The following is a 22,294-nucleotide window of genomic DNA, read 5'->3' as shown; positions in this document are numbered from 1 at the left end:
AATGAGTAAAAAAATTGCTATTTTAATAACGGATTATTTCGAGGACACAGAATACACAGAGCCAGTAGCAGCTTTTAATCAAAAGGAATATGAATTAACAACTATTGAAATGGAAAAAGGGAAAACAGTACACGGTAAGCAAGGAAAAAGTGAAGTCGTAATTGATAAAAGTATTGATGATGTTTCTCCAGAGAACTTTGATGCCCTCTTCATACCGGGTGGATTTTCTCCAGATATACTTCGTGCAGATGAACGTTTTGTTCGCTTTAGTAAAGCATTTATGGATACGGAAAAACCTGTTTTCGCTATTTGTCACGGACCTCAGCTACTCATCACTGCACAAACACTTGAAGGACGTGATGTCACTGGATATAAATCTATTGAAGTTGATTTGAAAAATGCCGGCGGGAACTTTCATGACAAAGAGGTTGTCGTATGTCAAAATCAGCTAGTAACAAGTAGACAGCCAGAGGACATCCCAGCGTTTATTGAAGAATCGTTGCGTATATTAGGATAACTAACCTCCTTTTATTTACATGAAAATAGTTAATCAGTGGGGTTTTATTCATCCCCCACTGATTAATTAGCCCTCACCAACTGGTCGTTTACAGGCAATCCGACCACCACAAACAGCAAGATAAATAAAAAGAGGGGAATCCAAAAGTTCAGTTTTAATAATCTTTTGGATCCCCACCTTTTCTCGCCCAAAAATTCCTTATCACTTTTCATAGGCAGTTCTCATATAGTGAAAATGACTATATAATTCCTATCCATAAGTTAAATAATGATTTCGCACATATATAAATACAAAAGATGGGAGCCTAACTATGAACAATAATCCACCTTCTCCGCCCCAAGACAACTCCGAAAACAATAGCCGTGATATTACACTGCAAACATTACGGGTCATTGGACTCATCGTTCTTATTAGTGGTTATATCCTCGTTGCTCTCTCAGAAGTAGGTGAGCTGAAAACCTTATTAACAAATCCGAATGCTAACCCTGATTTAGCTGAAGTTGATCCGTTCTAAAAATTATATAAAAAGCGAGTCCCAGTATAACTGGTTCGCTTTTATATAGTTTCATCCAATTTGAGAAACATTTCTCTCATCCTCATACTTCTCTTTCCCTATCGCCTTCATAAATAATAAAATACTGCTCATACCAACGATAAAGTACAGAGCACTCATGCCCCAAGATGCAATAAATGAACCTAGCATAACATCTAATGCCCCGTTCATTTTTGCAACTTGAAAGACCATCCCGTTAATCGCCATATAAGAACCCCTTGCCTCATTGTAAATTTAATTCCATCTCATTGTTTTTTTATTATAGAAAGTTGACAACATAAATATGCAAATCATTAATGATAATAAATATACAACTAGAACAATAGACAATTGTTTTATTTCAATGCTTTCAAAATAAAGACTCATAATTGGATATGACCAAGGGAATAGTATCCAATAGTTTGTATGAGAGATAAAAAAGCTACCCAATCCGCCTATAACCCCTACTAATAATGAAAGTAACGGGATTTTATAAAATATTATATTTATTAAAAAATGTAGATTCACAATAGTTAAAGAACTAATCACCATAAAAAGTATAGAAAAAATTAATCTTTGATAAACAGTCCCAAGATTATCAACCGTTAATACTATAGGTATACTAGTTATGACTAAAGCACATATTAAATAACTAAAAGTAATTATTAAGCAAAACAAAAACTTATTACTTAATATAGTTTTTAAAGTGATTCCATGATAAATAGCAGACATATATCCTTTTCTTCTAAATTCGTTTACAAAAGAAAACGACACTAATAGACCTATCGCAATAGGTAAAAACAACCTACAAAAAAGGCTCAGAATCGCTATATGCATGACAACGCCATCTTTTAATTGAGACGCTACAGTTAGAAAAACTTGAAAACTTATTGGTATCAACAAAAATACTAGTAACAGGATATACAATCCATTATGAAGACTTTTTTTATACTCACCTAATATACCCACTTATTTCACCCTTTATTATTCATATGTATAATATTTAAAATTCACAGTTAATAACATAATTCCTAAAATATATATTAAAGAACTTGCAAGATATATTAAAATAGTTGTTTTTTTAATCATTATGTCACTTACTATATTCAATGCATAAAATATTGGAAATGTCTTTGTGAATATTGCAGGGAATAATCCATATGTTACGCTAAAGAAAATCCAAATAACTGACAAGGATGCCGCTAAGACTCCCTTTTTTATTATTAAATGTAAAAGCAATTGAGAATATGGTATTGCTAAAGATAAAACGGTACAAAGTATCAACATTTTTAAAAAATACAGTATGGATATTTCATAACCATTTATAAAAGCATAGATACCTATTACCAAAAAATTTAAAATATCAAAGATCAAATAGAACAGTATAAACAATATATTTTTAGCTATCAATAACTTAAATTTTGAAATGGGTTTTGTATAAATAATAGCCCAAGTACCATATTTATTTTCAGAAGAAATGATAAAATACCACATACAAGCAGAAAAAATGCTTAATGTTAGTGTATTAAAGTTTACTGTAATTGCTATAAGATTTGTAGATTGAAACATGTCAGGATTATTCTTGTTAAAAATAAAATAACTTATACACAAAAAGCTTGATAATAATGAAAAAAACAAAGAAAATAATAATAATTTTCTCCCACCAATTTTCCTCATCTCACTATTTACACTTTTAAAGATAAATTGCATTATTATAGTAACTCCTTTTGTTTAGTTAAAGATAAAAATACTTCCTCTAATGTTGGCTTTTTAGGACTAACTTCAAAAATATCTATATCATTTTTAATTAATATTCTTGTTAAACTAGGAACACTATCTTGATTTATTATTACTTTGAATACCCCTTCTTTTTCTATGCTATAAGGCATACCCTCTGTATTTAAAACCCTTTCTGTGGCAGCAGTATCATCAACATGAACAATATATTCTCCAGAAGTAATAATACTGTTTAACTTCCCTTCATAGAGTAAGCCACCCTTATGTAGTAATGCTATGTGATCTGCTATCATTTCAATTTCAGCTAAATTATGACTAGAAATAAATATAGTCTTCCCCTCATTTTTTACTAAATGAAGTAATAAACGTCTAATCTCGTGTACTCCCTCTGGGTCTAATCCATTTGTCGGCTCATCCAGAATTAATATTTTAGGATTATTAAGAATAGCAAAGGAAATACCTAGCCTTTGTTTCATTCCTAAAGAAAAATCTTTCACTTTTTTATCCTTTGCTTTATATATTCCTGTAGTTTTTAATACTCTATCTATTTCATCTAAAGGTTCATTAATCATTTTTTGTACATAGGCTAAATTTTCATATGCTGTTAAATTAGGATAATAGGTAGGTGAATCAATAAAACACCCCACATTTTCAAATAATTCTTCTTTCCATTCTTTGATATCTTTATCATTAAATAATATCGTTCCTTTATCTAATGGAATTAATCCTAATAACATTCGCATTGTTGTTGTTTTTCCTGCACCATTTGGTCCAATAAAAGCATATAAACTTCCTTCAGGAACAGATAAGTTTAAATCCCTTACAATGGATTGATTGTCAAAAGACTTTGTTAAATTTTTTGTTTGAATTGCTAATTTCATTTTGTTCCTCACTTTCTCATTCTTAAATAAAAGTAAGTATCTATCAAATTCTTGATCTATTAGATAGTATATTTACCCTTTACCCAATGTTTGCAATTTAGACTTAGAAAATATTCCTCTTTGTTCTAATTTTTTATCAATAAGTTCATAAACTCTATCTTCACGCTCTAAATTATTTTCGTCATAAGTGATACTAATTTTAGTGGACGGTATGACGAGCATATGTTCAATAACTTTTTTTTGAAAATACTGTTATATATTCATTTTTTTACCACATTATCATCTAAAAATAATATATCATTAAATAAAATTTTAAAAAAGGTGTATTTACAGAAAATACAAAAACAACAAAATCATTCGACTTTTGAAATGAAGTATTAGTTATTATTTAACTATCTAAAATTCAAGTGCTACTTTTCAAAATAATACTAAAGTTAAAATTTAATTCTCGTAAAAAAATATCCCCACACAAATGTGCAGGGATGTAAACTATTATTGAATGACTTCTTCCAAATGATTCTTCACGTCTACTAAAAACTTCTCAATATCCGGATTCTTCACCACATCATAACAAGCAAAACTCTTTAACGGACTCATACCGAGAAACTTTTGCACGCGGTGTAAATGACTAAGCGCTGATTCTAAACTTTCTCCTTCAAAGAACTTCGTCTTATCTCCAAATGCTTTTTCAGGTGCATTCCAAGTTGTAGAGAACATATACTCTTTCTCTTTTAATAAACCACCTGTTCCATATTCATCTGCACCTTTAAAGAACAAACCGTATTCATATACTTCATCCATATACGTTTTAAATAAGCCCGGTACACTAAACCAATAAATCGGTGTTTGATAAATAACAACATCGGCCCATAAAAACTTATCTTGTTCTTCTTTAATATTGTAACCATCTTGAATCGTTGTTGTTTTCACATGATAATTCTCGCCTAATACAGTAACCATATAATCTACTAACGTTCTATTTAATCGTCCTTCCTTTGTACCGTATTTTTCATGTCCATTTATAATAAATATATTTTTCATCGTTTTTCTCTCCCCTATATGATCTACTCTTCGGCTATTAAGCCGAGTTGCTGCTGTAGTGTAAGATTATCTTCTAAATGCCAATCTTCCGTTATCTTTCCGTCTTTCACATGTAAAATATCAATTGCAAAAAAATTAATTTTCTTACCATTATGCGTTCCTGTAAAAGAAAGACGGGCTGTTACTTTATCACCAACAACTAATAAGTCTTCAATCTCACAATGTATATCAGGCACAACTTTACGAAAATTTTGCGCTGCAAACTTTAATCCTTCAATGCCTTGTGGTCGCCCTTTCGGCAATGTATTATCGAAAAATTTTTCAGTAACAGTCTGCGGAATAAGTTCCTCCTTACCTGTATCCCAAAATGCATAAAAACGCTGCGCCGCATGAACCATTTCTGTCGCTTCTTTTTTACTTAGTGAGGGATCAATTGTCATTGCTTTTGGCCTTGGCATTTCTTTTAATAACTGAACTTCACCTTTTTGTTCCGCGCCGCATGCTACAAGCACAATACAAATAACAAACAAACTAAGAAATCCAAGTAACTTTTTTATCCCCATGGAAATCACCACCTCCTTATATAAATCCTTTTGTTTCGTATTGCTATTGTATATGCACTAACTTCCTTTATGGAAGTAGTGATATTTTTTTCATATAGTTACCAAAAGTATAGTTTTGTGATACTATAAAGCAAATTCATCTAAAAAAATTTTATGGAGGCTAGTTCCATGAGCAATATAGATCCAGTTGAATTAACGAAAGGTTTACCTGGCATACCTTGTCCTATCGCTAAAACGCTTGATGTAATTAGTACAAAATGGACATTTTTAATCATTCGTGATCTTCTTATCGAAGGAACATTACGCTTTAGTGATTTACAAAAATCAATGGATGGGATTAGTCCAAAAACATTATCGCTTCGACTAAAGGAATTAGAATCTCAAGGCATTATAACGAGAAAAGTATATCCAGAAGTTCCGCCTCGTGTAGAGTACACATTAACGGATAAAGGAAAGCAATTAGAGGGGATTTTTATTGAATTAAAACGGTTTGGATTAAGTTTATAAAACAAAAACCCCTTACCGTCGTAAGGGGTTTTATTACTTCGCAAAACTCTCAGCCAACTGTTTCTCTCTCCACATAAATGTAATGCCGAGACCAACTATTAAAACAACTCCTGAAAATGCATATGGATAATGAATATTCATATCAAATAATATTCCGCCCATCGCTGGTCCTGCGATATTTCCTAAACTCGTATAAGTCGAGTTCATTCCAGCAACGAATCCTTGCTCTTTTCCAGCTGCTTTTGATAAAAACGTCGTTAAAGCTGGACGAAGTAAATCAAATGCTAAGAAAATGAAGCAAGTAACGAGAAGTACAATCCAATAATTAAAGACTACAGTTGAGACGAATGCTAATACTGCACCTACAATTAAACATATTTGAATTAATACTTTCTCACCGAACATGTCTACCAATTTGCCAAACATAAATACTTGCACAACTACCCCAAAGATTGAACTGATTGTAATAATTGCTGCAATATCTTTCGGCGAGAAACCAAATTTATGATCTGAGAATAAGCTAAACACAGTTTCATACGCCGATAATCCGAATGCGAGTACAAATACGATAATAAATGCAATTGCATACATTGGATGTAATGATTTCTTTAAATCACCAATAAAACTTGATTCTTTCGTATTAGAAGAAATCTCTGCAAGTTCTTCTTTCGTTAACGGTTCTTTTAAAATAAAGATTGAAATCACACATGCTATAAAAGCAATTGCTGCTGCAACGAAAAACGGCACACGTATACCGTATTCTGCAATAAATCCGCCGATTCCAGGCCCTATAATGAATCCAGTACTAATAGCCGCAGATAAGTATCCCATCGCCTTTGGACGTTCCTGAATAGATGTAATATCCGCAACATATGCCGTAACACCAGGCATAATAAAAGCAGCACTAATTCCGCCTAATACCCTTGCCACATAAAGCATCCACACATCTTTTCCTAATCCAAAAAGAAGCTCTGAAACACCAAAAATAAATAATCCAATGATTATCATTTTCTTCCTACCGTAAAGATCAACCCATCGGCCTGTAATAGGTGAAGTAATGAGCTGTGCCATTGCAAACACTGCAACGAGATATCCCATCGTCTTCCCTGTTAAATGCATATCATTCATAAAGGACGGCATAACCGGAATGATTAATCCAATCCCTAAAAAAGCGATAAATATATTACTCAAAAGAATAACCAATACCATCTTTTGTTCTTTTATCGGTTTCTTCACTTTTTAACACCTCTTCCCATAAGTTCCTCTCAAAAAATAATACCCAAGAAGCTTTTTCTTTATCCTGCTCTTTGCGGGCTAGTAATGAGTGAGGATGCCTCCACTCATTAGAATTTCACTCTATCCTTCTACACATACATAAGTATTAGGTGAATGACTATCATTCAGTTTTCCTCAAAAATGAACCTACCTTTTCAGACAGGTTCATCTTACTACTTCTTTATATGTAGTGCATGTGTTAAAAAATCTAGTACTTCTGCCTTTTGCAAATCCACTTGCTCATCATCTTTATGATCATATAAATAAACTTGTTCCGCTGCTGATTCAACAAGAGCGATAAATAACTTCGCTGTTCGCTCTGCGTGAACCGAATCACGAATTTCACCGGCTTCTTTCGCCTCACTTAAAAATTCGCTTAACCACATATAAAGAGGCTCATACACAGCTTCCCACTCTTTTATATGTTCAGTAGATGCAAGACCTGCATACATTAAAGCTTGTATTTCACGGTATTCCTCTATAAAGTGAAACACCGCATCGATTACTTGTGCCACTTTATTTGAAAAAGGTACATCTTTTTGTACTTTTTCTTTCACTGCAAGTATCATCTTTTCAACCATCACTTCTGCTATTGCAGGCATAACAGATAGCTTAGAAGGAAAATATAAATAGAAAGTTCCTTGCGCAATGCCAGCTAATTTCACGATATCAGAAATCTTCGTTTTTTCGACGCCCTTTTCCTGAAACACTTCAATAGCTGCATAGACAATTTTCTCTTTTTTATTCATCATCTAAACCCTTTCACACGCATATTGAATGACTGTCACTCATTTTATAAGATAATCGATTGTACTGTCAATGATAGTGAACTCTAAGAGGAACTCATTTTTTTATAATAAAATCTCCTAATAAACAATTAGGAGATAAAAATGCAATATATCTTTAAGAAAGTGCCTTTAATCCTGTCACTCCACATACAATAAGAAACACACTAATGATACGCGCTTTACTTTTCGACTCACCAAACAAGAACATGTTTAACAAAACTGCACCTGCTGTTCCGATACCAATCCAAACCGCATATGCGACACTTACTTGTAAAAATAAGAAGGAAGTATACAAAAATGCGAAGGATGTAGCAAACCCACCGATATAAATCGCACCATTGGCTAATGTCTTATCTTTACTATACATTTTAAGTCCTATCACACCGACTATTTCACTAATTGCAGCACAAAATACGAAAAACCAACCCATTTTTAAGCAGCTCCTTCCACAGTTTCTTCTTTATTATCAGCTAGCTTTAAACCGATAACGCCAGCTACAACCATCACGATAAAAAATAACTTCCCTACACTGAAACTTCCGCCGAAAAGAAATACATCCATTAAGAAAGTACCTACCGTACCAGCTCCGGCGAAAACAGCATATACAGTCCCTGTTGCAAGATGTTCACACGCTTTAGAAAGGAAGTGAAAATCAACAGCGATAACTCCTAAAATAATAATCCAATGCCACCAAGTATTAGCCGTATTAAAACCAAACACCCAAAAAATTTCAAAGATACATGTTAATATGACATATAACCAAGCTCTATTTTTCATACCTCTCACCTCTTATGACTGACTATCAGTCATTTTGTTTTAAAAAAATATACTCTTTCATCAATACTATATAAAAACAACTATCATCCTCATTTACCATTGTATTTGTTCCACTTCTAAGCTAACTGCATCCTGGCACATAAAAATGACTGAATGTCATTCATATATATTGTACATGAACATTTTAAAAACTGTCAATGCCGAAAGTTTATTTAAAATTTCTTTCATCTGATTTGTATATTTCTCAATAATCTGTCAATACTGCTAGTAACATAATATTTTCTCCACTCCCCCTTGGAGAGATCCCTTGAATGGAGCAGTTAGCTTTTGCTAGCTGCTCTTTTTTATTTGTCCGCACACTTATGATGAAATACTCATAGATCAAATCCATTTTTCATCACATAACAACCATCTATTTATTTTCCAATAAGTTTTTGTATGCACTAATTTTATTCTCAAGCATCTTCTCTGTAACCTCTAAGTTTTCTCTTTGAATCTGAATAGATTTCCTATGATCTTCTAGGAGCTGTAAACGAGCTTCTGTTGTATGCTCCCCTTCTGTATATAATCTAGCGTATTCTCTTATTTTCGCTATTGGCATTTGCGTTTGTTTTAATTTCATTACAAACTGCAACCACTTTATATGTGACTCTTCGTAAAGTCGATTTCCATTTGTATCACGATTTGCAATTAATATATTTTCCTTTTCATAATAACGTAGTGTATGTGTGCTCACGCCTAATAATTTTGCTACCTCGCTAATTGTGTACATACTAAAACTCCCTTCACATGCTTACCCTCATATATTTTATAACCGTATCAAATTTATAAAAAACGTTTGACTTAGAGTATACTCTAACAAATACAATCTAACCATAAATGAATTTGAATTTAGGGGGATTTTATATGAAATACACGGTTATTACTGGCGCAAGTTCCGGAATTGGTTATGCAGCAGCTTTAGCATTTGCATCTCGCGGAAAAAATTTAGTACTTGTAGCTCGAAGACAAGAAGAATTAAACGGATTAAAATTGAAAATTAACGAAATGCATCCTGAGTTGGATGTTGTCATTCGAAAAACTGATTTATCTGTGACTGAAGATGTTTATAAACTTTATGAAAGCCTACAAGCTTTTCAAATTGAAACGTGGATTAACAACGCAGGTTTTGGTAATTTCGCCTCAATTGCTGAACAAAATTTAAATAAAATAGAGACGATGTTGCATGTCAATATAGAAGCACTAACAATACTCTCTTCTCTTTTCGTTCGAGATTATTCAATGATTGATGGAACACAGCTTATTAACATTTCATCGGGCGGCGGATACACAATTGTTGCTGATGCTGTTACGTATTGCGCTACGAAATTCTATGTAAGTGCATTTACAGAAGGGCTGTCTCACGAACTGAAAGAACAAGGCGCAAAACTGCAAGCAAAAGTTTTAGCTCCTGCTGCAACTGAAACAGAATTTGCGAAGCGTTCATTTGATATTGATGAATTCCAATATGATAATGTTGTACCAAAATTCCACACTGCAAAACAAATGGCACAATTTATGCTCGACCTTTATGATAATGATAAAGTTGTAGGAATTGTCGACGGTTTAACGTATAACTATGAACTTAAAGATCCACTTTATAATTTTGCCGTGAGACAAAAGAATTCAAATTCTTAATAACCTGTCCATTTCTTATGGAAATATATGTTCCCACTATATATGTAAATAATAGTGGGAACTTTTTCTCTATAAAATTTTCATCCAACATACCGCACCATCGCCACTTCATCACAATAATCCACCTTTGGACAATGTCTACAATCAATCCATACTTTCTCTGGCAACGCTTCTTTATTTATAAAATCAAATCCACACTTTTGAAAAAATACTGTTTCATATGTTAAGGAAATTACTCTTCTTACATTTATTTTCGTAGCTTCCTCCATTACATGATTTACAAGCATACGCCCTATCCCTTTCCCTGCATATGTATGCGAAACTACTAACGATCGTATTTCTGCAAGATCTTCTCCTAATACATGCAATCCAGCAACTCCAACAATTCTCTCATCTTCTTTCATAACATATAAACATTGCAAATATTGATAAAGAGACAAAAGAGAACGTGGTAAAACAACTCCCTCTTTTGCATAAACCTCAATAAGACTATAAATTTCTTTCACATCACTCGTCACTGCATTACAGATTTTCATATTACATCCCCTTGCCCCTCAATATTAATATTTATAACTTAAAATGAATTTTAATTCATAATTTTATATAATAATACATCTCTCTTTTCTCCTCGTCAATCAATTTATACAAACAAAAACCAAGCAATCTAATCGATGCTCGGTTCCTCATTTCGTATCGGCAATACCGTCGAATATTTAATTTCACGAAGTGCTAAACTTGTCTGTATCCTTGTAATACCAAGCTTATTCAACTTTCTAATAAACTGCTCTAGTTCTTTACGATCACGATTTGCAACCTTTAATAAATAATCGTACTCTCCTGTTAAACAGTGACATTCTAACACTTCCGGCATCGATTCTAATTCTTTCTCCAACACTTCCAACTTGTCAAATTGATGAATATTCGTACTCATAAAAATAAAACATAATAAATCAAACCCAAGCTTTTCTTGATTTAAAATCGCAACTTGCTTATCGATGAAACCTTCCCCATCCAATCTTTTTATTCTTGCATGCATCGCAGCCGGTGATAAATTAACGCGACGTGCCAGCTCTGCATTACTTACTTGTGACTCCTTCTGCAATATATCTAAAATTTGTACATCCAAATCATCCAACACTTTAATAACAGACGACTCCATTACAATTCCCCCTTTTTTCTTACCGATGATTATTCGAAAAAACACCTTATACCTTACAAAAAACTGAATATCATTCCGTAAATATCATTCGCAACTAAATATTTTATCGAGTTTTCACCATTATACAAAAGAATATATTACATAATAAAGAAAAATGCTAAAATTATTTACAATTCGTATTGATTACAAAAAAGGGGATTTTAGCATGCCTTATTTTTACGTCTTTTTACTATTACTAACGAGCTTATTATGGGGAGGAAATTTTGTCGTTGGAAAATCACTCGTCGATCATGCATCGCCGATGACATTGACAAATTTAAGATGGATGATTGCGATTGTTTGTTTATTACCGATGGTATGGTTTAAAGAAAAGAAAATCCTTCCACCACGTACCGCAATACTTCCTTTAATATTGATGGGAATTTCAGGGGTCGCTCTTTTTAACATCTTTCAATTTTTAGCATTAGAAAAAACATCCGCTACGAATGTAGGTCTTATCTCTACATTGAATGCAATTTCAATCGCATTATTTTCAGTATTATTTCTAAAAGAAAAAGTAAATACACTTCAAATCCTATCCATGATTCTTTCATTCTTCGGGGTTATCCTCGTCCTATTAAAAGGTGATTTCTCGCTTTTATTTTCACTACATTTTAATAGCGGCGATTTATGGATGATTGCAGCAGTTTGTATTTGGGGAATCTATTCTGTTTGTAGTAAATGGGCAACAAAAACAACTACACCACTTATGGCAACGTTGTACTCTGGTATTTTCGGCGTTATTTTATTACTACCGTTTAACATAGGTAGCTTCACTGTTTCAAATATAAATACTTCTTTCATCACATCACTTTTATATACTGGGCTTATTTCGACAGTTCTTTGTATGGTATTTTGGAATATTGGCGTACAAAAATTAGGCGCAACTACATCAGGTATTTTTCTAAACTTCAATCCAATTTTCACAGCCATTTTAGCATTCATATTCCTCGGAGAAGAATTAACGTGGATACAAATTTTAGGGACAATTGTCGTTGTAACAGGATGTTATTTATTTTCTCATTTTAAAACTGTTGCCGTTCAGCCTGTTAGACCTTTAATGCGAAAACATTCTTAATGAAAAAACATCGTCATCTGGGTTGGCGATGTTTTTATTTTCTCTTCATTTCTTTTATATACTGCTTTTCCTCTTCTGGCGATAAACGTTCCGTCGCCTTGCCAGTATCTCCACCTTGAAGGCTCCATAAAAAGTTATGCTCCTCAACAGTTTGAGAAAAATCTCCTTTTTCCCATCTATTTATAATAGAAAATAACTTCATTTTATATTGAAAACCTGTACTATTTTCAATATCTCTTTTTACATTAGAAATTTCCTTTTTTGTCATCTCTACAAATCCCCATTTTTCAGAGGATTTTACCTTTTGGTGCACCATTTTATGCATAGTAGAAATAATTTCACCTTCACTAATTTGCGGGGCTTCTTCTGCAGCTTTTTTCTCTTTTTCGTTTGCCGCTCGCTCGGTTTGAATATTTGTATTTTCTTTTTCCACATATGCAAGCAATTTCTTTCCGCCAACTATAGAAGAGATGATTACCATAATGGTAATACATATACCTACAATCCATTTAAAAAGCATTAGCTCTTCATCGCTTCCCTAACAATATGACTATCTACATACTGCTTAAACTTCACGATTTTTCCATTTTCAAGCTGCCATACATGAACAAATTCTGCTTCAAATGATTTTCCTGTTTCTTTATAAACTCCAGAATACATACCTTCAGCAACAATTACATCTTTTCCGTTTACTTCATGATATGTATTTACACTTGCTTTATAATCATCCCAGTCTGATCCTAAACGGCTAAATACATTTTCCATTATAGCTTCTACGCCTTTATATGTTCCGCCGTACGGGAAACCTTCTGCCTCTGTCCATTCCACTTTTTCAGAGAAGGCTTCTGCTAAATGCTTTGCATTCGAAGACGCTGATCCTTCATACGTGCTTTGAATAATTTCTAAATTTGATTTAGGCATATTACTTCCTCCCGTTTATTTATTTTTACACAAGATGTAACCTATATAGTTACATCTTGTGTAAAAAAATATTTAAATTGTTTTACTCTTAATCTATTTGTTGTAATCATTATAGTTACAACACTTCTTCAAGTCAACATTTATAAATAAAATTTACTTCGTTTTCATTACTTTCTCTTTTAAGAAACGATCTACATATCCTTCTGCTTTTACTACGAATAAATACGCACCCATTGATAATAATGCAAGATCTAATTCATATCCTGGATTCTTTCCATCTCCTAATAAACCTGCTGCTCCATTTACCTTTACGATAGCTCCAGCTAAAATAAGAGCGAATAACAATCCTACATATCGTACACCTAAACCGATAATTAATAATATACCACCAACTAATTCTACAGTTGCTACGCCGTATGCAAGGCCACCTGGTAAACCGATGCTTGTAAACCATCCTGCTACATTATCGATACCTGATTGAAACTTTGCTAAACCGTGTGCAAAGAACGTAACTCCTAACACGATACGAATAATTAAATTCCCAATATATTGATTCATTTTGAACTCTCCTTTTTGTTTTGTTATGGTGAACTTTTATTTACAAGTCAAAACAATACGGTATTTTATTTCATTCGTCAAATACTTTTTTAAAGAAAACAAAAAACATTATCCGTTTTACGGATAATGTTTTCCTACAAAATAGCGCTAATTCAAGCTTTTATTCTATCGCATAGAAAAAGTTGAAACATTTTTCCAGCGCCAATATAAGGCAGTAAAGAAACGTCCTCTTCCACAACTATTCCAACAACATTCACTTTCTCATCTACAGGTAAATCATGTGTAGCAACTTGCATCTCCCCTGCATATCTACCGTACAATTCATTATCAATTGTAATGCTGCCTTTCTTTCTTACAATTGTATGCATCGGCTGTAAAACCACTCTATTTCCTTCCCTTGATTCTACAGATCGAATAACATCACGAGCCGGATCTAGTCTATTTTTATGCACTTGCTCCACCACTTTTAATACTTCTTTATCAGTTATAAATGATTTGTAACGCAATGGAATAATCCCTCTACTCGCACTAGCTACTTCTTGCATACTTTCCAAACTTGCGCTTATATCTCCAATCAATACTTTATCAACACCACAATCTTGAACAAGTTCTAAGTACGCTTCAAGCGGGCGCATATTGCGATGTTTTTCTAACGTTGGTAACCCTTCATATAACGGACCACGTTTTTCCGCATCTCCTGGAATAAATGCCATCGTTTTTATTCCGCACTCCTGTAAATATTGATTTTGTTTTTGTAAGAAGGACTTTGCTAGTCCCGTCTCTGGACGTGGATAAAAATTATGCCACGCTTCTACATTCTCTACTCTTATATGTTCTGCAAGTAATTCTTTCCAAAATGGCTTTGTAATCGTACTCGCATTTAAAGCTACTTTCATCTTATGAGATACGCTTGCAATTTCTTTTGGCGCAATGCCGTAATCCATTCTTAAACCGGTAATGCCCCAGTCCAATAGTTCTTCCACATTTTCATATGTTAGCCCTAAATGATGTAACGATTTTGGAGAAACATCAACCATTAACTCCATTTCATGTGCAAGAGCTTGTTTCCCTAATATTTGAATTAACTCTTTATACGTATTTGGATCATCTTCTGGAATGTGCAGTGATGTAAAAATAGATGTAAACCCATTTTCCTTCGCTACTTTTAGCCACTCTTCTTGTTTCTCTACTCGTTCTTTTGAAAGATAAATGGAAACTCCGATCATATAAATCTCCCTTTCTATTAATAGAAAAAGAGAAAGGAATCCCTTTCTCTATATGTTTTCTGCCATTTCTTCTTTAAATCCGAAGAAATACGTAAAGATAAATCCGAAAGCATATGCAATTACTAAACCTAAGAAATAGAGTAAATATTTATTGTCAGCAATTAACGGAATTAAAGATAGCCCTGATACGCCAATTCCAAGAGAAGCTGTTTGCATAACTGCTTGGAATGCACCACCGACAGCCGCTCCTAAACAAGCAGTAATAAACGGTTTCCCAAGTGGTAATGTCACCCCGTATAATAACGGCTCACCAATTCCTAAAAAGCCAACTGGCAATCCACCTTTAATTACATTTCGAAGTCGTTTGTTTTTTGTTTTCACATAAATCGCAATTGCTGCGCCCACTTGGCCAGCACCAGCCATTGCGAGCACTGGTAATAACGGTGTTACGTGTGTTTGATTAATAAATTCCATATGAATTGGTGTTAAACCGTGATGCAATCCGACCATAACGAGAGGTAAAAATGTTCCCGCAAGTACTGCGCCAGCAAATGCTCCGCCAATATTTAAAATAGCATTAATTCCGCTCGTAATACCATCTGATAAGAAACCTGCTAATGGCTGAATGGCTAACATCGTTACGATACTTACAACTAATACAGTAATGAGTGGTGTCACGATAATATCAACTGCGTTTGGCACTGCTTTTCGAACTTGTCTTTCCACTACAACCATAAGCCATGCTGCAAAAATAACTGCAAACAATCCGCCCCGTCCGGGCACTAATGCTTCACCAAACAATTTTACGTTTGCCATCGCCGGGTTGAAAATTAAAATACCAGCAATTGCCCCAAGAACCGGTGTCCCGCCAAATTCTTTCGCTGTATTCCAGCCGACTAAAATTCCTAAGAATGTAAAGATACCGCCGCCAATGAGTAGTAACATTTGTAACCACGTTGCATTTGGATCAGCACCAGCATTTTTCGCAAAGTTAGCAACCCCGTTTATAATTCCTGACGCAACAAGCCCCGGAATTAATGGGATGAAAATACTTCCTATTTTTCGTAAAAAGTTTTTCACCGGTGTATTATTTTTCTTCTTAATCTCTGATTTCATCTCTTGCCCAATATCTTCAAGGTGATGATCTGCTACCTCACCAATTCGTAGTCCTGTCAAACCTTCCATTTCAGCTGCTACTTTATTTACTGTTCCTGGACCAACGACAACTTGAAGCGTCTCATCTTCTATAACACCCATAACGCCTTCAACTTTTTTCAAAAGGTCCATATTTACTTTACTTTCATCATGAAGCGTTAAACGTAGTCTCGTCATACAATGAGCAATACTACGAATATTTTTTATTCCACCAAGTTGCTCCGAAATTTCCTTGGCCATTCTCTCTTCTTTCTTCATAATAGAATCCCCCTCCCTATTACTTTATAGTGCTTTCTTCACAAACCCTTTTGCGTATTTTAGTTTCTCCAGTGCTTCCCCATACTCACACTGCAACAACACCATAACAATGGCAGCTTTTACGTTACGTTCTGCCTTTTCATAATACTCTGCCGCTACTTCATAACTAGCACCTGTTGCTTCCACAATAATTCGTTTTGACCGTTCTACTAACTTTTCATTTGTGGATTGAACATCTACCATTAAGTTTTTATATACTTTTCCTACACCAATCATCGAAGCTGTTGAAATCATATTCAGCACTAATTTTTGTGCTGTACCAGCTTTTAAACGCGTTGATCCTGTTAATATTTCTGCACCTGTTTCTACTTCCACATTTAAATTTGCATATTTACTTATTTCAGCATTTTTATTACAAGAAATACTCGCTGTACTCGCTCCTACGCTCTGTGCGTATTTCAAGCCGCCAATTACGTAAGGAGTTCTGCCACTGGCAGCAATTCCAATCACTGTATCTTTCTCATTTAATCCAATACTTTTTAAATCTTCTTCTGCTAACTCTTCGCGATCTTCGGCACCTTCCACCGCCTTAGTAAACGCTTTCAATCCACCTGCTATAAATCCTTGCACCATTTTATCATCCGTGCCAAATGTCGGCGGACACTCCACTGCATCTAGGATACCTAAACGACCACTCGTACCAGCACCAATGTAAATTAAGCGTCCCTCTTCTTCAAAAGATTTAATAACAGTCTGTACAACCTTTTCAATTTGTTCTATCTCTTTTTCAACTGCTAACGCAACAGTTCGATCTTCTTCATTCATACTTTGCAATACTTCTTTTATGCTCATTTCATCCAGATTCATTGTTTTCTCATTACGATGTTCTGTCGATAAATTTTCTAACATATTTCCACCCTCTTTGAAATTATATTTCACACTTTTATTATAACTTTAAGAAACTAAAAATCAATAACCCTTTCTTATTTTATGAAATAAAATTTCACAACATGACATATTTGTGTCAAAGATAATAAAAAAGATGAGTCTCCTCATCTTTTCTTCTACTTTAACTTCCGTAACCGCAACGCTTCTTCTCGCGTCTCCATAAATTGATCCAATACTTTATTACCAATTCGATTGAAAGTAATCACATATAAAGCATCGATCATATTCAATTGTGTCATTCTCGAAGCAATACTCGCAATACGATGATCTTGTTCTACATCTGGCATACAAAGGCGAATATCCGCTTCTTTATATAGGGGGGATGATTGATCTAATTTCGTAATTCCAATAACAGTTGCACCTTGTCTCTTTGCATACTGCGCCATTTCAAGCACATCTCTCGTTCGACCAGATGTTGAAATCGCAACAAATATATCGCCTTCTTTTAAATTCGTCACAAGCGGCAACATCATATGAAAATCAGATAGCATCATCGCTGTAAATCCGAGCCGTGTAAATTTATACGCCCCATCCATCGCTGGCGTAGCTGATCCACCTACGCCGTAAAATATAATTTTGCCCGCATTGACGATACGATCCGCTGCTTTCTCAAGTTCCTTCTTATCTATCGCAGTAACACTCGCCTCAATTGCAGCTTTATTCACATAAGTAACTTTATTAAATAAATCATACGGTCCATCTTCTGTATTCATCACTGAAAAATCGTTAATATTATAATCAGCAATCGTTAATTCACGAACGAGTGCTATCTTAAATGCTTTAAAACTTCCGATTCCAATCGATTTACAAAAGCGAACGACACTCGCTTCACTTGCGCCTGCATTCGTTGACACTTCTTTCGTCGTTAAATTCGGTACAATCTCTGCATTCTCCATTATGTACATGGCAACCTTCTTCTCAGCTGGTGAAAATTGATCCATATTACTTTCAATTTTAAATAGTAATGTTGAAGCTTTCACTATTTAACCTCCACTTCTTACGGTTGCGTTCACTTATTTTCTCTTGCTTCAAGAAGGTAATAACCATCATCGCCAGGAGGATGAAACACATTTACAATGCGATTCCCTTTTTGATAAACAGTTCTTTCCCCCTCTGTCCACTTCTTTTCCCAACCGTTCATCCAAATCGCAACATCAGGTAAAAAAGCAGTATATTTCAGCTTCTGACCGTACTCACCATCTGCTTCTTCCGAAAAAATAGAAACCGGAAAATCTTTCACTTTTGATTCTTTCCATGCAGTAAATGGTATACATACTGCAATAAGTACGATTACACCGATAACCTTCTCCTTCGTAATCTTCACACTTCCCTCTCCTTGTCATATCACATACATAGATTTTACCATAATTACAAACCCTTCATGCTATATGATCATTGCTTTTGGGAATAAAAAAAGAGCTTACCTACATCAGATAAGCCCTTCCTGTCTATACAAAATATTTCTTCAAAAGTGGCGGTGTGATAATTGTCGTCAATATAACAACAATAACAATCGCTGTGAAATTTTCTTTCGCTAATAAATTCGCCGTAAGTCCATTTGCTGCGATGATAAGCGCTACTTCACCACGTGATACCATCCCCACACCAATACTGATAGAAGATTGGCGATTAAATCCTGTCAGTCTTGCGCCTAAGCCGGATCCGATTAACTTTGTGAAAATCGCAACGAGAGTCATAATAATAATGAACCAAAGCTGACTTCCAATGCCTTGAAATGTAATTTCCATTCCGATACTTACGAAGAATACTGGAACAAATATTGCATAAGCAATCGGTTCAATTTTATGTTCCACTTCATGCTTATACTCTGTTTGAGAAATAGCAATTCCTGCTGCGAATGCTCCAATAATGCCTGCAATTCCCATCATTTCACTGTAATAAGAAAAAGAGAAGCAAATAATAAGAGCTGCACTAATTAACGCTTCTGTTACACGAAGCGGGACAAGCATTTTCATAATCCAAGGAACGACTTTCCAAGCAATAAAAACAATACTTACAAAGAAAATAATTTTCTTTACAATGACCAGTGTTATATTCACATCTTGCGTTCCTAAAAAACTCATTACAAATGCTAATAAAATAACGACAATGACATCATCAAATACGGCAGCACCTAAAATGGTTGTACTTTCTCTCGTATTCATTTTTCCTAGATCACGTAGCGTCTGCACCGTAATACTAACCGATGTTGCGCAAAGTAATAACCCTAAAAAAATGGCATGGGATTGTATTAATCCAAACAGCAATCCTGTTACATAACCACCAATGAAAGGAAAAATAATTCCACCGGCCGCTACTGCAAACGACGATTTCAAATTCCGATTTAACTCTTCTAAATCTGTTTCAAGTCCCGCCATAAACATAAGTAACAAAACACCAATCTCACTCAATTCATCAATCAGTTCAGAACTATTAATAATACCAAGTACAGCCGGACCGATAATAATACCGACAATTAACTTACCAAGTACAGAAGGCTGACCAAGTCTTACACTAATGTCACCAGCTAATTTCGTACAAAGTAAAATGACGACAAGTTCAAAATAAAATAACATAGCATCTGCTCCTACTTTAACTTTAATCAGTGGGTCGTTAACCCCCGTCCATTTCTGCAAGTAGTTTCCCCTATTGATCCGCATTTTATTTGTCATATTTTTATTTGACAAAATATTCTGAATTATATTAAGATTAATCCAGCAATTTTAAAAAACTACATACCATAACTGCACCTCCACTTCCTTACTTACTCTTTTTTAATGGACTCATACTATAGTCGCAGTTATGGAAATGAAAAAACGGGGGGAGAGTCCAAAGTGAAGTCATTATTACGAAAAAAAGCGCTTAGTACTGAATCACCAAAGCAGCTAGCTAGAACATTAACTGCACTCGATTTAACATTTTTAGGAATCGGCGCCGTAATTGGGACAGGGATCTTTGTATTAACAGGTATTGTTGCAGCAAAACATTCTGGTCCTGGTATTATGCTATCATTCCTTATTGCTGCATTTACTTGTGCTTGTGTAGCCTTTTGTTACGCTGAATTTGCTTCTTCTATTCCTGTCTCAGGAAGTGTGTATACTTACGCATACATGACAGTCGGAGAAGTCGTCGCCTTCATCGTCGGATGGTGTTTAATGCTCGAATATTTACTTGCCGTTGCAGCAGTAGCTGTCGGTTGGTCTGGTTATTTGCAATCATTACTACAAGGGTTCAATATACACCTGCCCGCCATAATCGCCTCGGCCCCCGGCGTAGGAAAAGGTGGTCTCATCGATTTACCTGCTGTCTGTATTTTACTTCTTATTACGGGCCTTTTAAGTTTTGGTATACGCGAAAGCGCACGCATTAATAATATTATGGTTCTTATTAAGTTAGCCGTTATTATCGCTTTTATCGTAGCAGGTGCAAAATATGTAAAACCTGAAAACTGGACACCGTTCATCCCATTCGGATACGACGGTATTATTACTGGGGCTGCCACTGTGTTCTTCGCCTTCTTAGGATTTGATGCAATCGCAACAGCTGCAGAAGAAACGAAAAAACCGCAGCGTGACTTACCAATTGGTATTATCGGTTCTCTTCTTATTTGTACTGTTTTATATATGATCGTATCTTTCGTTTTAACAGGTATGGTTCCTTATACGCAATTAGACGTTTCTGATCCAGTTGCATTTGCATTGCATTTCGTTGGTGAGGATACAATTGCAGGACTACTCGCTGTTGGAGCGATGACTGGAATGACAACCGTTCTCTTAGTCGTTATGTATGGACAAGTTCGCGTTTCGTATGCGATGAGCCGTGACGGTTTACTTCCAAAAGCGTTAGCACGTGTAAATAAAAAAGTAAAAATCCCTTTATTAAATACGTGGATTACTGGCGTTGTTGCTGCTTTATTAGCAGGCCTTTTAGACTTACATTTGCTAGCGAATTTAGTAAACATCGGTACGTTAACAGCCTTTACATTCGTTTGCTGCGCAGTACTTATTTTACGAAAAACACACCCTGATTTAAAACGTGGATTCCGTACACCTTTCGTACCTGTATTACCAGTTGTCGCGATTCTTTGCTGCTTATATTTAATGATCAATTTGTCTAAAACAACATGGATTAGCTTTGCAGTTTGGCTTATAGTCGGCTTATGCTTCTATTTCTTCTACTCTAGGAAACATAGTCATTTAGCTATTGAAAAAACAAATGATGAAAAGAAAAAAGCATAACAAAATAGCTCGCCGTTTTAGCGGCGAGCTATTTTTCTGTACTATTATATTTTTTCGTTAACGACTGTAAAATGAAAAATATGCCGATGCAAGCTGTAAACCATGCCCAATTTCCTATTGGCGTTGCGTATTTCACAATTCCAATACCTACAAGCAATAGGAAAATAATCACCTGATATATGAGCTTCCACTTTTGCATATATTCCCTCCTTTACTTCGTTCCCTTCTTTTTATTCTTCCAGGCATTTAAACTATCAAAGAAGAAATTAATAAATAACGTGCCTAAACCCGCTAATAAAAACGTCATTAAAAATAAAACCCATATACTTTTTTCTTTTAAGAAATAATATCCTACAAGGAGCACAACCGCGATCCATACATATTCAAGAATTCTTTTTAGCTTTTTCTGTTCCAAATTA

29 protein-coding genes and 1 pseudogene are annotated in these 22,294 nt (G+C 34.6%); 6 read left to right on the top strand and 24 right to left on the bottom strand.

Annotated features, from left to right (window positions below; translation table 11 throughout):
* The first annotated feature begins 1 nt into the window (after position 1).
* Both M1D73_RS04475 and M1D73_RS04470 read left to right on the top strand, forming a co-directional pair.
* Positions 2-517 carry a type 1 glutamine amidotransferase domain-containing protein gene (locus M1D73_RS04475; RefSeq protein ID WP_121868513.1) on the top strand — a complete coding sequence of 172 codons (516 nt, stop codon included), beginning with the start codon at positions 2-4 and terminating at the stop codon, positions 515-517.
* A gap of 310 nt (positions 518-827) precedes the next feature.
* Complete coding sequence (locus M1D73_RS04470) at positions 828-1,031, top strand: hypothetical protein (protein ID WP_001063856.1); 204 nt, start codon at positions 828-830, stop codon at positions 1,029-1,031.
* A 51-nt stretch (positions 1,032-1,082) separates the two neighbouring features.
* On the opposite strand, the pseudogene M1D73_RS04465 reads toward M1D73_RS04470, so the two are convergent.
* The 6 genes and pseudogenes from M1D73_RS04465 to M1D73_RS04440 all read right to left on the bottom strand — a co-directional run.
* A pseudogene (locus tag M1D73_RS04465) lies at positions 1,083-1,298 on the bottom strand (MDR family MFS transporter); the annotation flags it as partial.
* Between the two features lie 6 nt (positions 1,299-1,304).
* Positions 1,305-2,018: an ABC-2 family transporter permease gene (locus tag M1D73_RS04460; RefSeq protein ID WP_000511803.1), complete on the bottom strand. Its 714-nt coding sequence runs from the start codon at positions 2,016-2,018 to the stop codon at positions 1,305-1,307.
* 15 nt (positions 2,019-2,033) lie between these two features.
* Positions 2,034-2,759: an ABC transporter permease gene (locus tag M1D73_RS04455; protein ID WP_001159640.1), complete on the bottom strand. Its 726-nt coding sequence runs from the start codon at positions 2,757-2,759 to the stop codon at positions 2,034-2,036.
* Between the two features lie 2 nt (positions 2,760-2,761).
* Positions 2,762-3,667, bottom strand: a complete 906-nt coding sequence (locus M1D73_RS04450) for an ABC transporter ATP-binding protein (protein WP_000761417.1) — start codon at positions 3,665-3,667, stop codon at positions 2,762-2,764.
* 492 nt (positions 3,668-4,159) lie between these two features.
* The gene (locus M1D73_RS04445) at positions 4,160-4,708 is read right to left on the bottom strand and encodes an NAD(P)H-dependent oxidoreductase (protein ID WP_000789195.1); all 549 of its coding nucleotides are present in this window, start codon (positions 4,706-4,708) and stop codon (positions 4,160-4,162) included.
* A 23-nt stretch (positions 4,709-4,731) separates the two neighbouring features.
* The gene (locus M1D73_RS04440) at positions 4,732-5,271 is read right to left on the bottom strand and encodes an ester cyclase (RefSeq protein WP_000511569.1); all 540 of its coding nucleotides are present in this window, start codon (positions 5,269-5,271) and stop codon (positions 4,732-4,734) included.
* Between the two features lie 168 nt (positions 5,272-5,439).
* On the opposite strand from M1D73_RS04440, the gene M1D73_RS04435 reads away from it, so the two are divergent.
* Complete coding sequence (locus M1D73_RS04435; RefSeq protein WP_000065115.1) at positions 5,440-5,778, top strand: winged helix-turn-helix transcriptional regulator; 339 nt, start codon at positions 5,440-5,442, stop codon at positions 5,776-5,778.
* 33 nt (positions 5,779-5,811) lie between these two features.
* Here the strand turns inward: M1D73_RS04435 and M1D73_RS04430 are convergent, their stop codons facing one another.
* The 5 genes from M1D73_RS04430 to M1D73_RS04410 all read right to left on the bottom strand — a co-directional run bounded on the left by M1D73_RS04430 (position 5,812) and on the right by M1D73_RS04410 (position 9,390).
* On the bottom strand, positions 5,812-7,014 hold the full coding sequence (locus tag M1D73_RS04430) for an MFS transporter (RefSeq protein WP_000742953.1): 1,203 nt from the start codon (positions 7,012-7,014) through the stop codon (positions 5,812-5,814).
* A gap of 212 nt (positions 7,015-7,226) precedes the next feature.
* Entirely contained in the window at positions 7,227-7,805 is a 579-nt protein-coding gene (locus M1D73_RS04425) for a TetR/AcrR family transcriptional regulator (RefSeq protein ID WP_002025356.1), read from the bottom strand.
* Positions 7,806-7,956: 151 nt separating this feature from the next.
* Positions 7,957-8,271 carry a DMT family transporter gene (locus M1D73_RS04420; RefSeq protein ID WP_000539671.1) on the bottom strand — a complete coding sequence of 105 codons (315 nt, stop codon included), beginning with the start codon at positions 8,269-8,271 and terminating at the stop codon, positions 7,957-7,959.
* A 2-nt stretch (positions 8,272-8,273) separates the two neighbouring features.
* Positions 8,274-8,618, bottom strand: coding sequence for a DMT family transporter (locus tag M1D73_RS04415; protein WP_000796022.1), 345 nt, complete (start codon positions 8,616-8,618; stop codon positions 8,274-8,276).
* Positions 8,619-9,030: 412 nt separating this feature from the next.
* The gene (locus M1D73_RS04410; RefSeq protein WP_000288068.1) at positions 9,031-9,390 is read right to left on the bottom strand and encodes a MerR family transcriptional regulator; all 360 of its coding nucleotides are present in this window, start codon (positions 9,388-9,390) and stop codon (positions 9,031-9,033) included.
* 134 nt (positions 9,391-9,524) lie between these two features.
* Between M1D73_RS04410 and M1D73_RS04405 the strand changes: the two genes are divergently transcribed.
* On the top strand, positions 9,525-10,295 hold the full coding sequence (locus tag M1D73_RS04405) for an SDR family NAD(P)-dependent oxidoreductase (RefSeq protein ID WP_071740644.1): 771 nt from the start codon (positions 9,525-9,527) through the stop codon (positions 10,293-10,295).
* 80 nt (positions 10,296-10,375) lie between these two features.
* Here M1D73_RS04405 and M1D73_RS04400 read toward each other — a convergent pair whose 3' ends face one another.
* Positions 10,376-10,831 carry an N-acetyltransferase gene (locus tag M1D73_RS04400; RefSeq protein WP_000686663.1) on the bottom strand — a complete coding sequence of 152 codons (456 nt, stop codon included), beginning with the start codon at positions 10,829-10,831 and terminating at the stop codon, positions 10,376-10,378.
* 128 nt (positions 10,832-10,959) lie between these two features.
* Positions 10,960-11,454, bottom strand: coding sequence for an Lrp/AsnC family transcriptional regulator (locus M1D73_RS04395; RefSeq protein WP_000446097.1), 495 nt, complete (start codon positions 11,452-11,454; stop codon positions 10,960-10,962).
* 205 nt (positions 11,455-11,659) lie between these two features.
* On the opposite strand from M1D73_RS04395, the gene M1D73_RS04390 reads away from it, so the two are divergent.
* Positions 11,660-12,571, top strand: coding sequence for a DMT family transporter (locus M1D73_RS04390; protein WP_001146242.1), 912 nt, complete (start codon positions 11,660-11,662; stop codon positions 12,569-12,571).
* Positions 12,572-12,605: 34 nt separating this feature from the next.
* Here the strand turns inward: M1D73_RS04390 and M1D73_RS04385 are convergent, their stop codons facing one another.
* The 9 genes from M1D73_RS04385 to M1D73_RS04345 form a co-directional block, all read right to left on the bottom strand.
* Positions 12,606-13,091 carry a PRK06770 family protein gene (locus M1D73_RS04385; protein ID WP_000897995.1) on the bottom strand — a complete coding sequence of 162 codons (486 nt, stop codon included), beginning with the start codon at positions 13,089-13,091 and terminating at the stop codon, positions 12,606-12,608.
* Positions 13,091-13,492 (bottom strand): nuclear transport factor 2 family protein, encoded by a 402-nt coding sequence (locus M1D73_RS04380; protein WP_001126699.1) that lies wholly within the window; start codon positions 13,490-13,492, stop codon positions 13,091-13,093. The genes M1D73_RS04385 and M1D73_RS04380 overlap by 1 nt, the downstream gene beginning before the upstream one ends.
* A 153-nt stretch (positions 13,493-13,645) precedes the next feature.
* Positions 13,646-14,050 carry a DoxX family protein gene (locus M1D73_RS04375; protein ID WP_001077751.1) on the bottom strand — a complete coding sequence of 135 codons (405 nt, stop codon included), beginning with the start codon at positions 14,048-14,050 and terminating at the stop codon, positions 13,646-13,648.
* A 152-nt stretch (positions 14,051-14,202) separates the two neighbouring features.
* The gene (locus tag M1D73_RS04370; RefSeq protein ID WP_000580626.1) at positions 14,203-15,276 is read right to left on the bottom strand and encodes a DUF871 domain-containing protein; all 1,074 of its coding nucleotides are present in this window, start codon (positions 15,274-15,276) and stop codon (positions 14,203-14,205) included.
* Between the two features lie 48 nt (positions 15,277-15,324).
* On the bottom strand, positions 15,325-16,689 hold the full coding sequence (locus tag M1D73_RS04365; protein ID WP_000711293.1) for a PTS transporter subunit EIIC: 1,365 nt from the start codon (positions 16,687-16,689) through the stop codon (positions 15,325-15,327).
* Positions 16,690-16,713: 24 nt separating this feature from the next.
* A complete protein-coding gene (gene murQ / locus M1D73_RS04360) occupies positions 16,714-17,598 on the bottom strand; it encodes an N-acetylmuramic acid 6-phosphate etherase (RefSeq protein WP_000892350.1) in 885 nt (294 codons plus the stop codon).
* Between the two features lie 155 nt (positions 17,599-17,753).
* Entirely contained in the window at positions 17,754-18,617 is an 864-nt protein-coding gene (locus M1D73_RS04355; protein WP_000648168.1) for a MurR/RpiR family transcriptional regulator, read from the bottom strand.
* Positions 18,618-18,646: 29 nt separating this feature from the next.
* On the bottom strand, positions 18,647-18,961 hold the full coding sequence (locus M1D73_RS04350) for a hypothetical protein (protein WP_000704958.1): 315 nt from the start codon (positions 18,959-18,961) through the stop codon (positions 18,647-18,649).
* 124 nt (positions 18,962-19,085) lie between these two features.
* Complete coding sequence (locus tag M1D73_RS04345) at positions 19,086-20,309, bottom strand: cation:proton antiporter (protein ID WP_370512997.1); 1,224 nt, start codon at positions 20,307-20,309, stop codon at positions 19,086-19,088.
* A gap of 105 nt (positions 20,310-20,414) precedes the next feature.
* On the opposite strand from M1D73_RS04345, the gene bcaP reads away from it, so the two are divergent.
* A complete protein-coding gene (gene bcaP / locus M1D73_RS04340; RefSeq protein WP_002040681.1) occupies positions 20,415-21,875 on the top strand; it encodes a branched-chain amino acid transporter BcaP in 1,461 nt (486 codons plus the stop codon).
* A 28-nt stretch (positions 21,876-21,903) separates the two neighbouring features.
* Here bcaP and M1D73_RS04335 read toward each other — a convergent pair whose 3' ends face one another.
* Positions 21,904-22,074, bottom strand: coding sequence for a hypothetical protein (locus M1D73_RS04335; protein WP_001174838.1), 171 nt, complete (start codon positions 22,072-22,074; stop codon positions 21,904-21,906).
* A 12-nt stretch (positions 22,075-22,086) separates the two neighbouring features.
* Entirely contained in the window at positions 22,087-22,290 is a 204-nt protein-coding gene (locus M1D73_RS04330) for a hypothetical protein (protein WP_000435797.1), read from the bottom strand.
* Between the last annotated feature and the right edge of the window lie 4 nt (positions 22,291-22,294).

This window comes from Bacillus sp. PK3-067 (genome assembly GCF_056738645.1).
The sequence above is the reverse complement of the archived record's forward strand: the minus strand, read 5'-3'. Positions and strand labels throughout refer to the sequence as shown.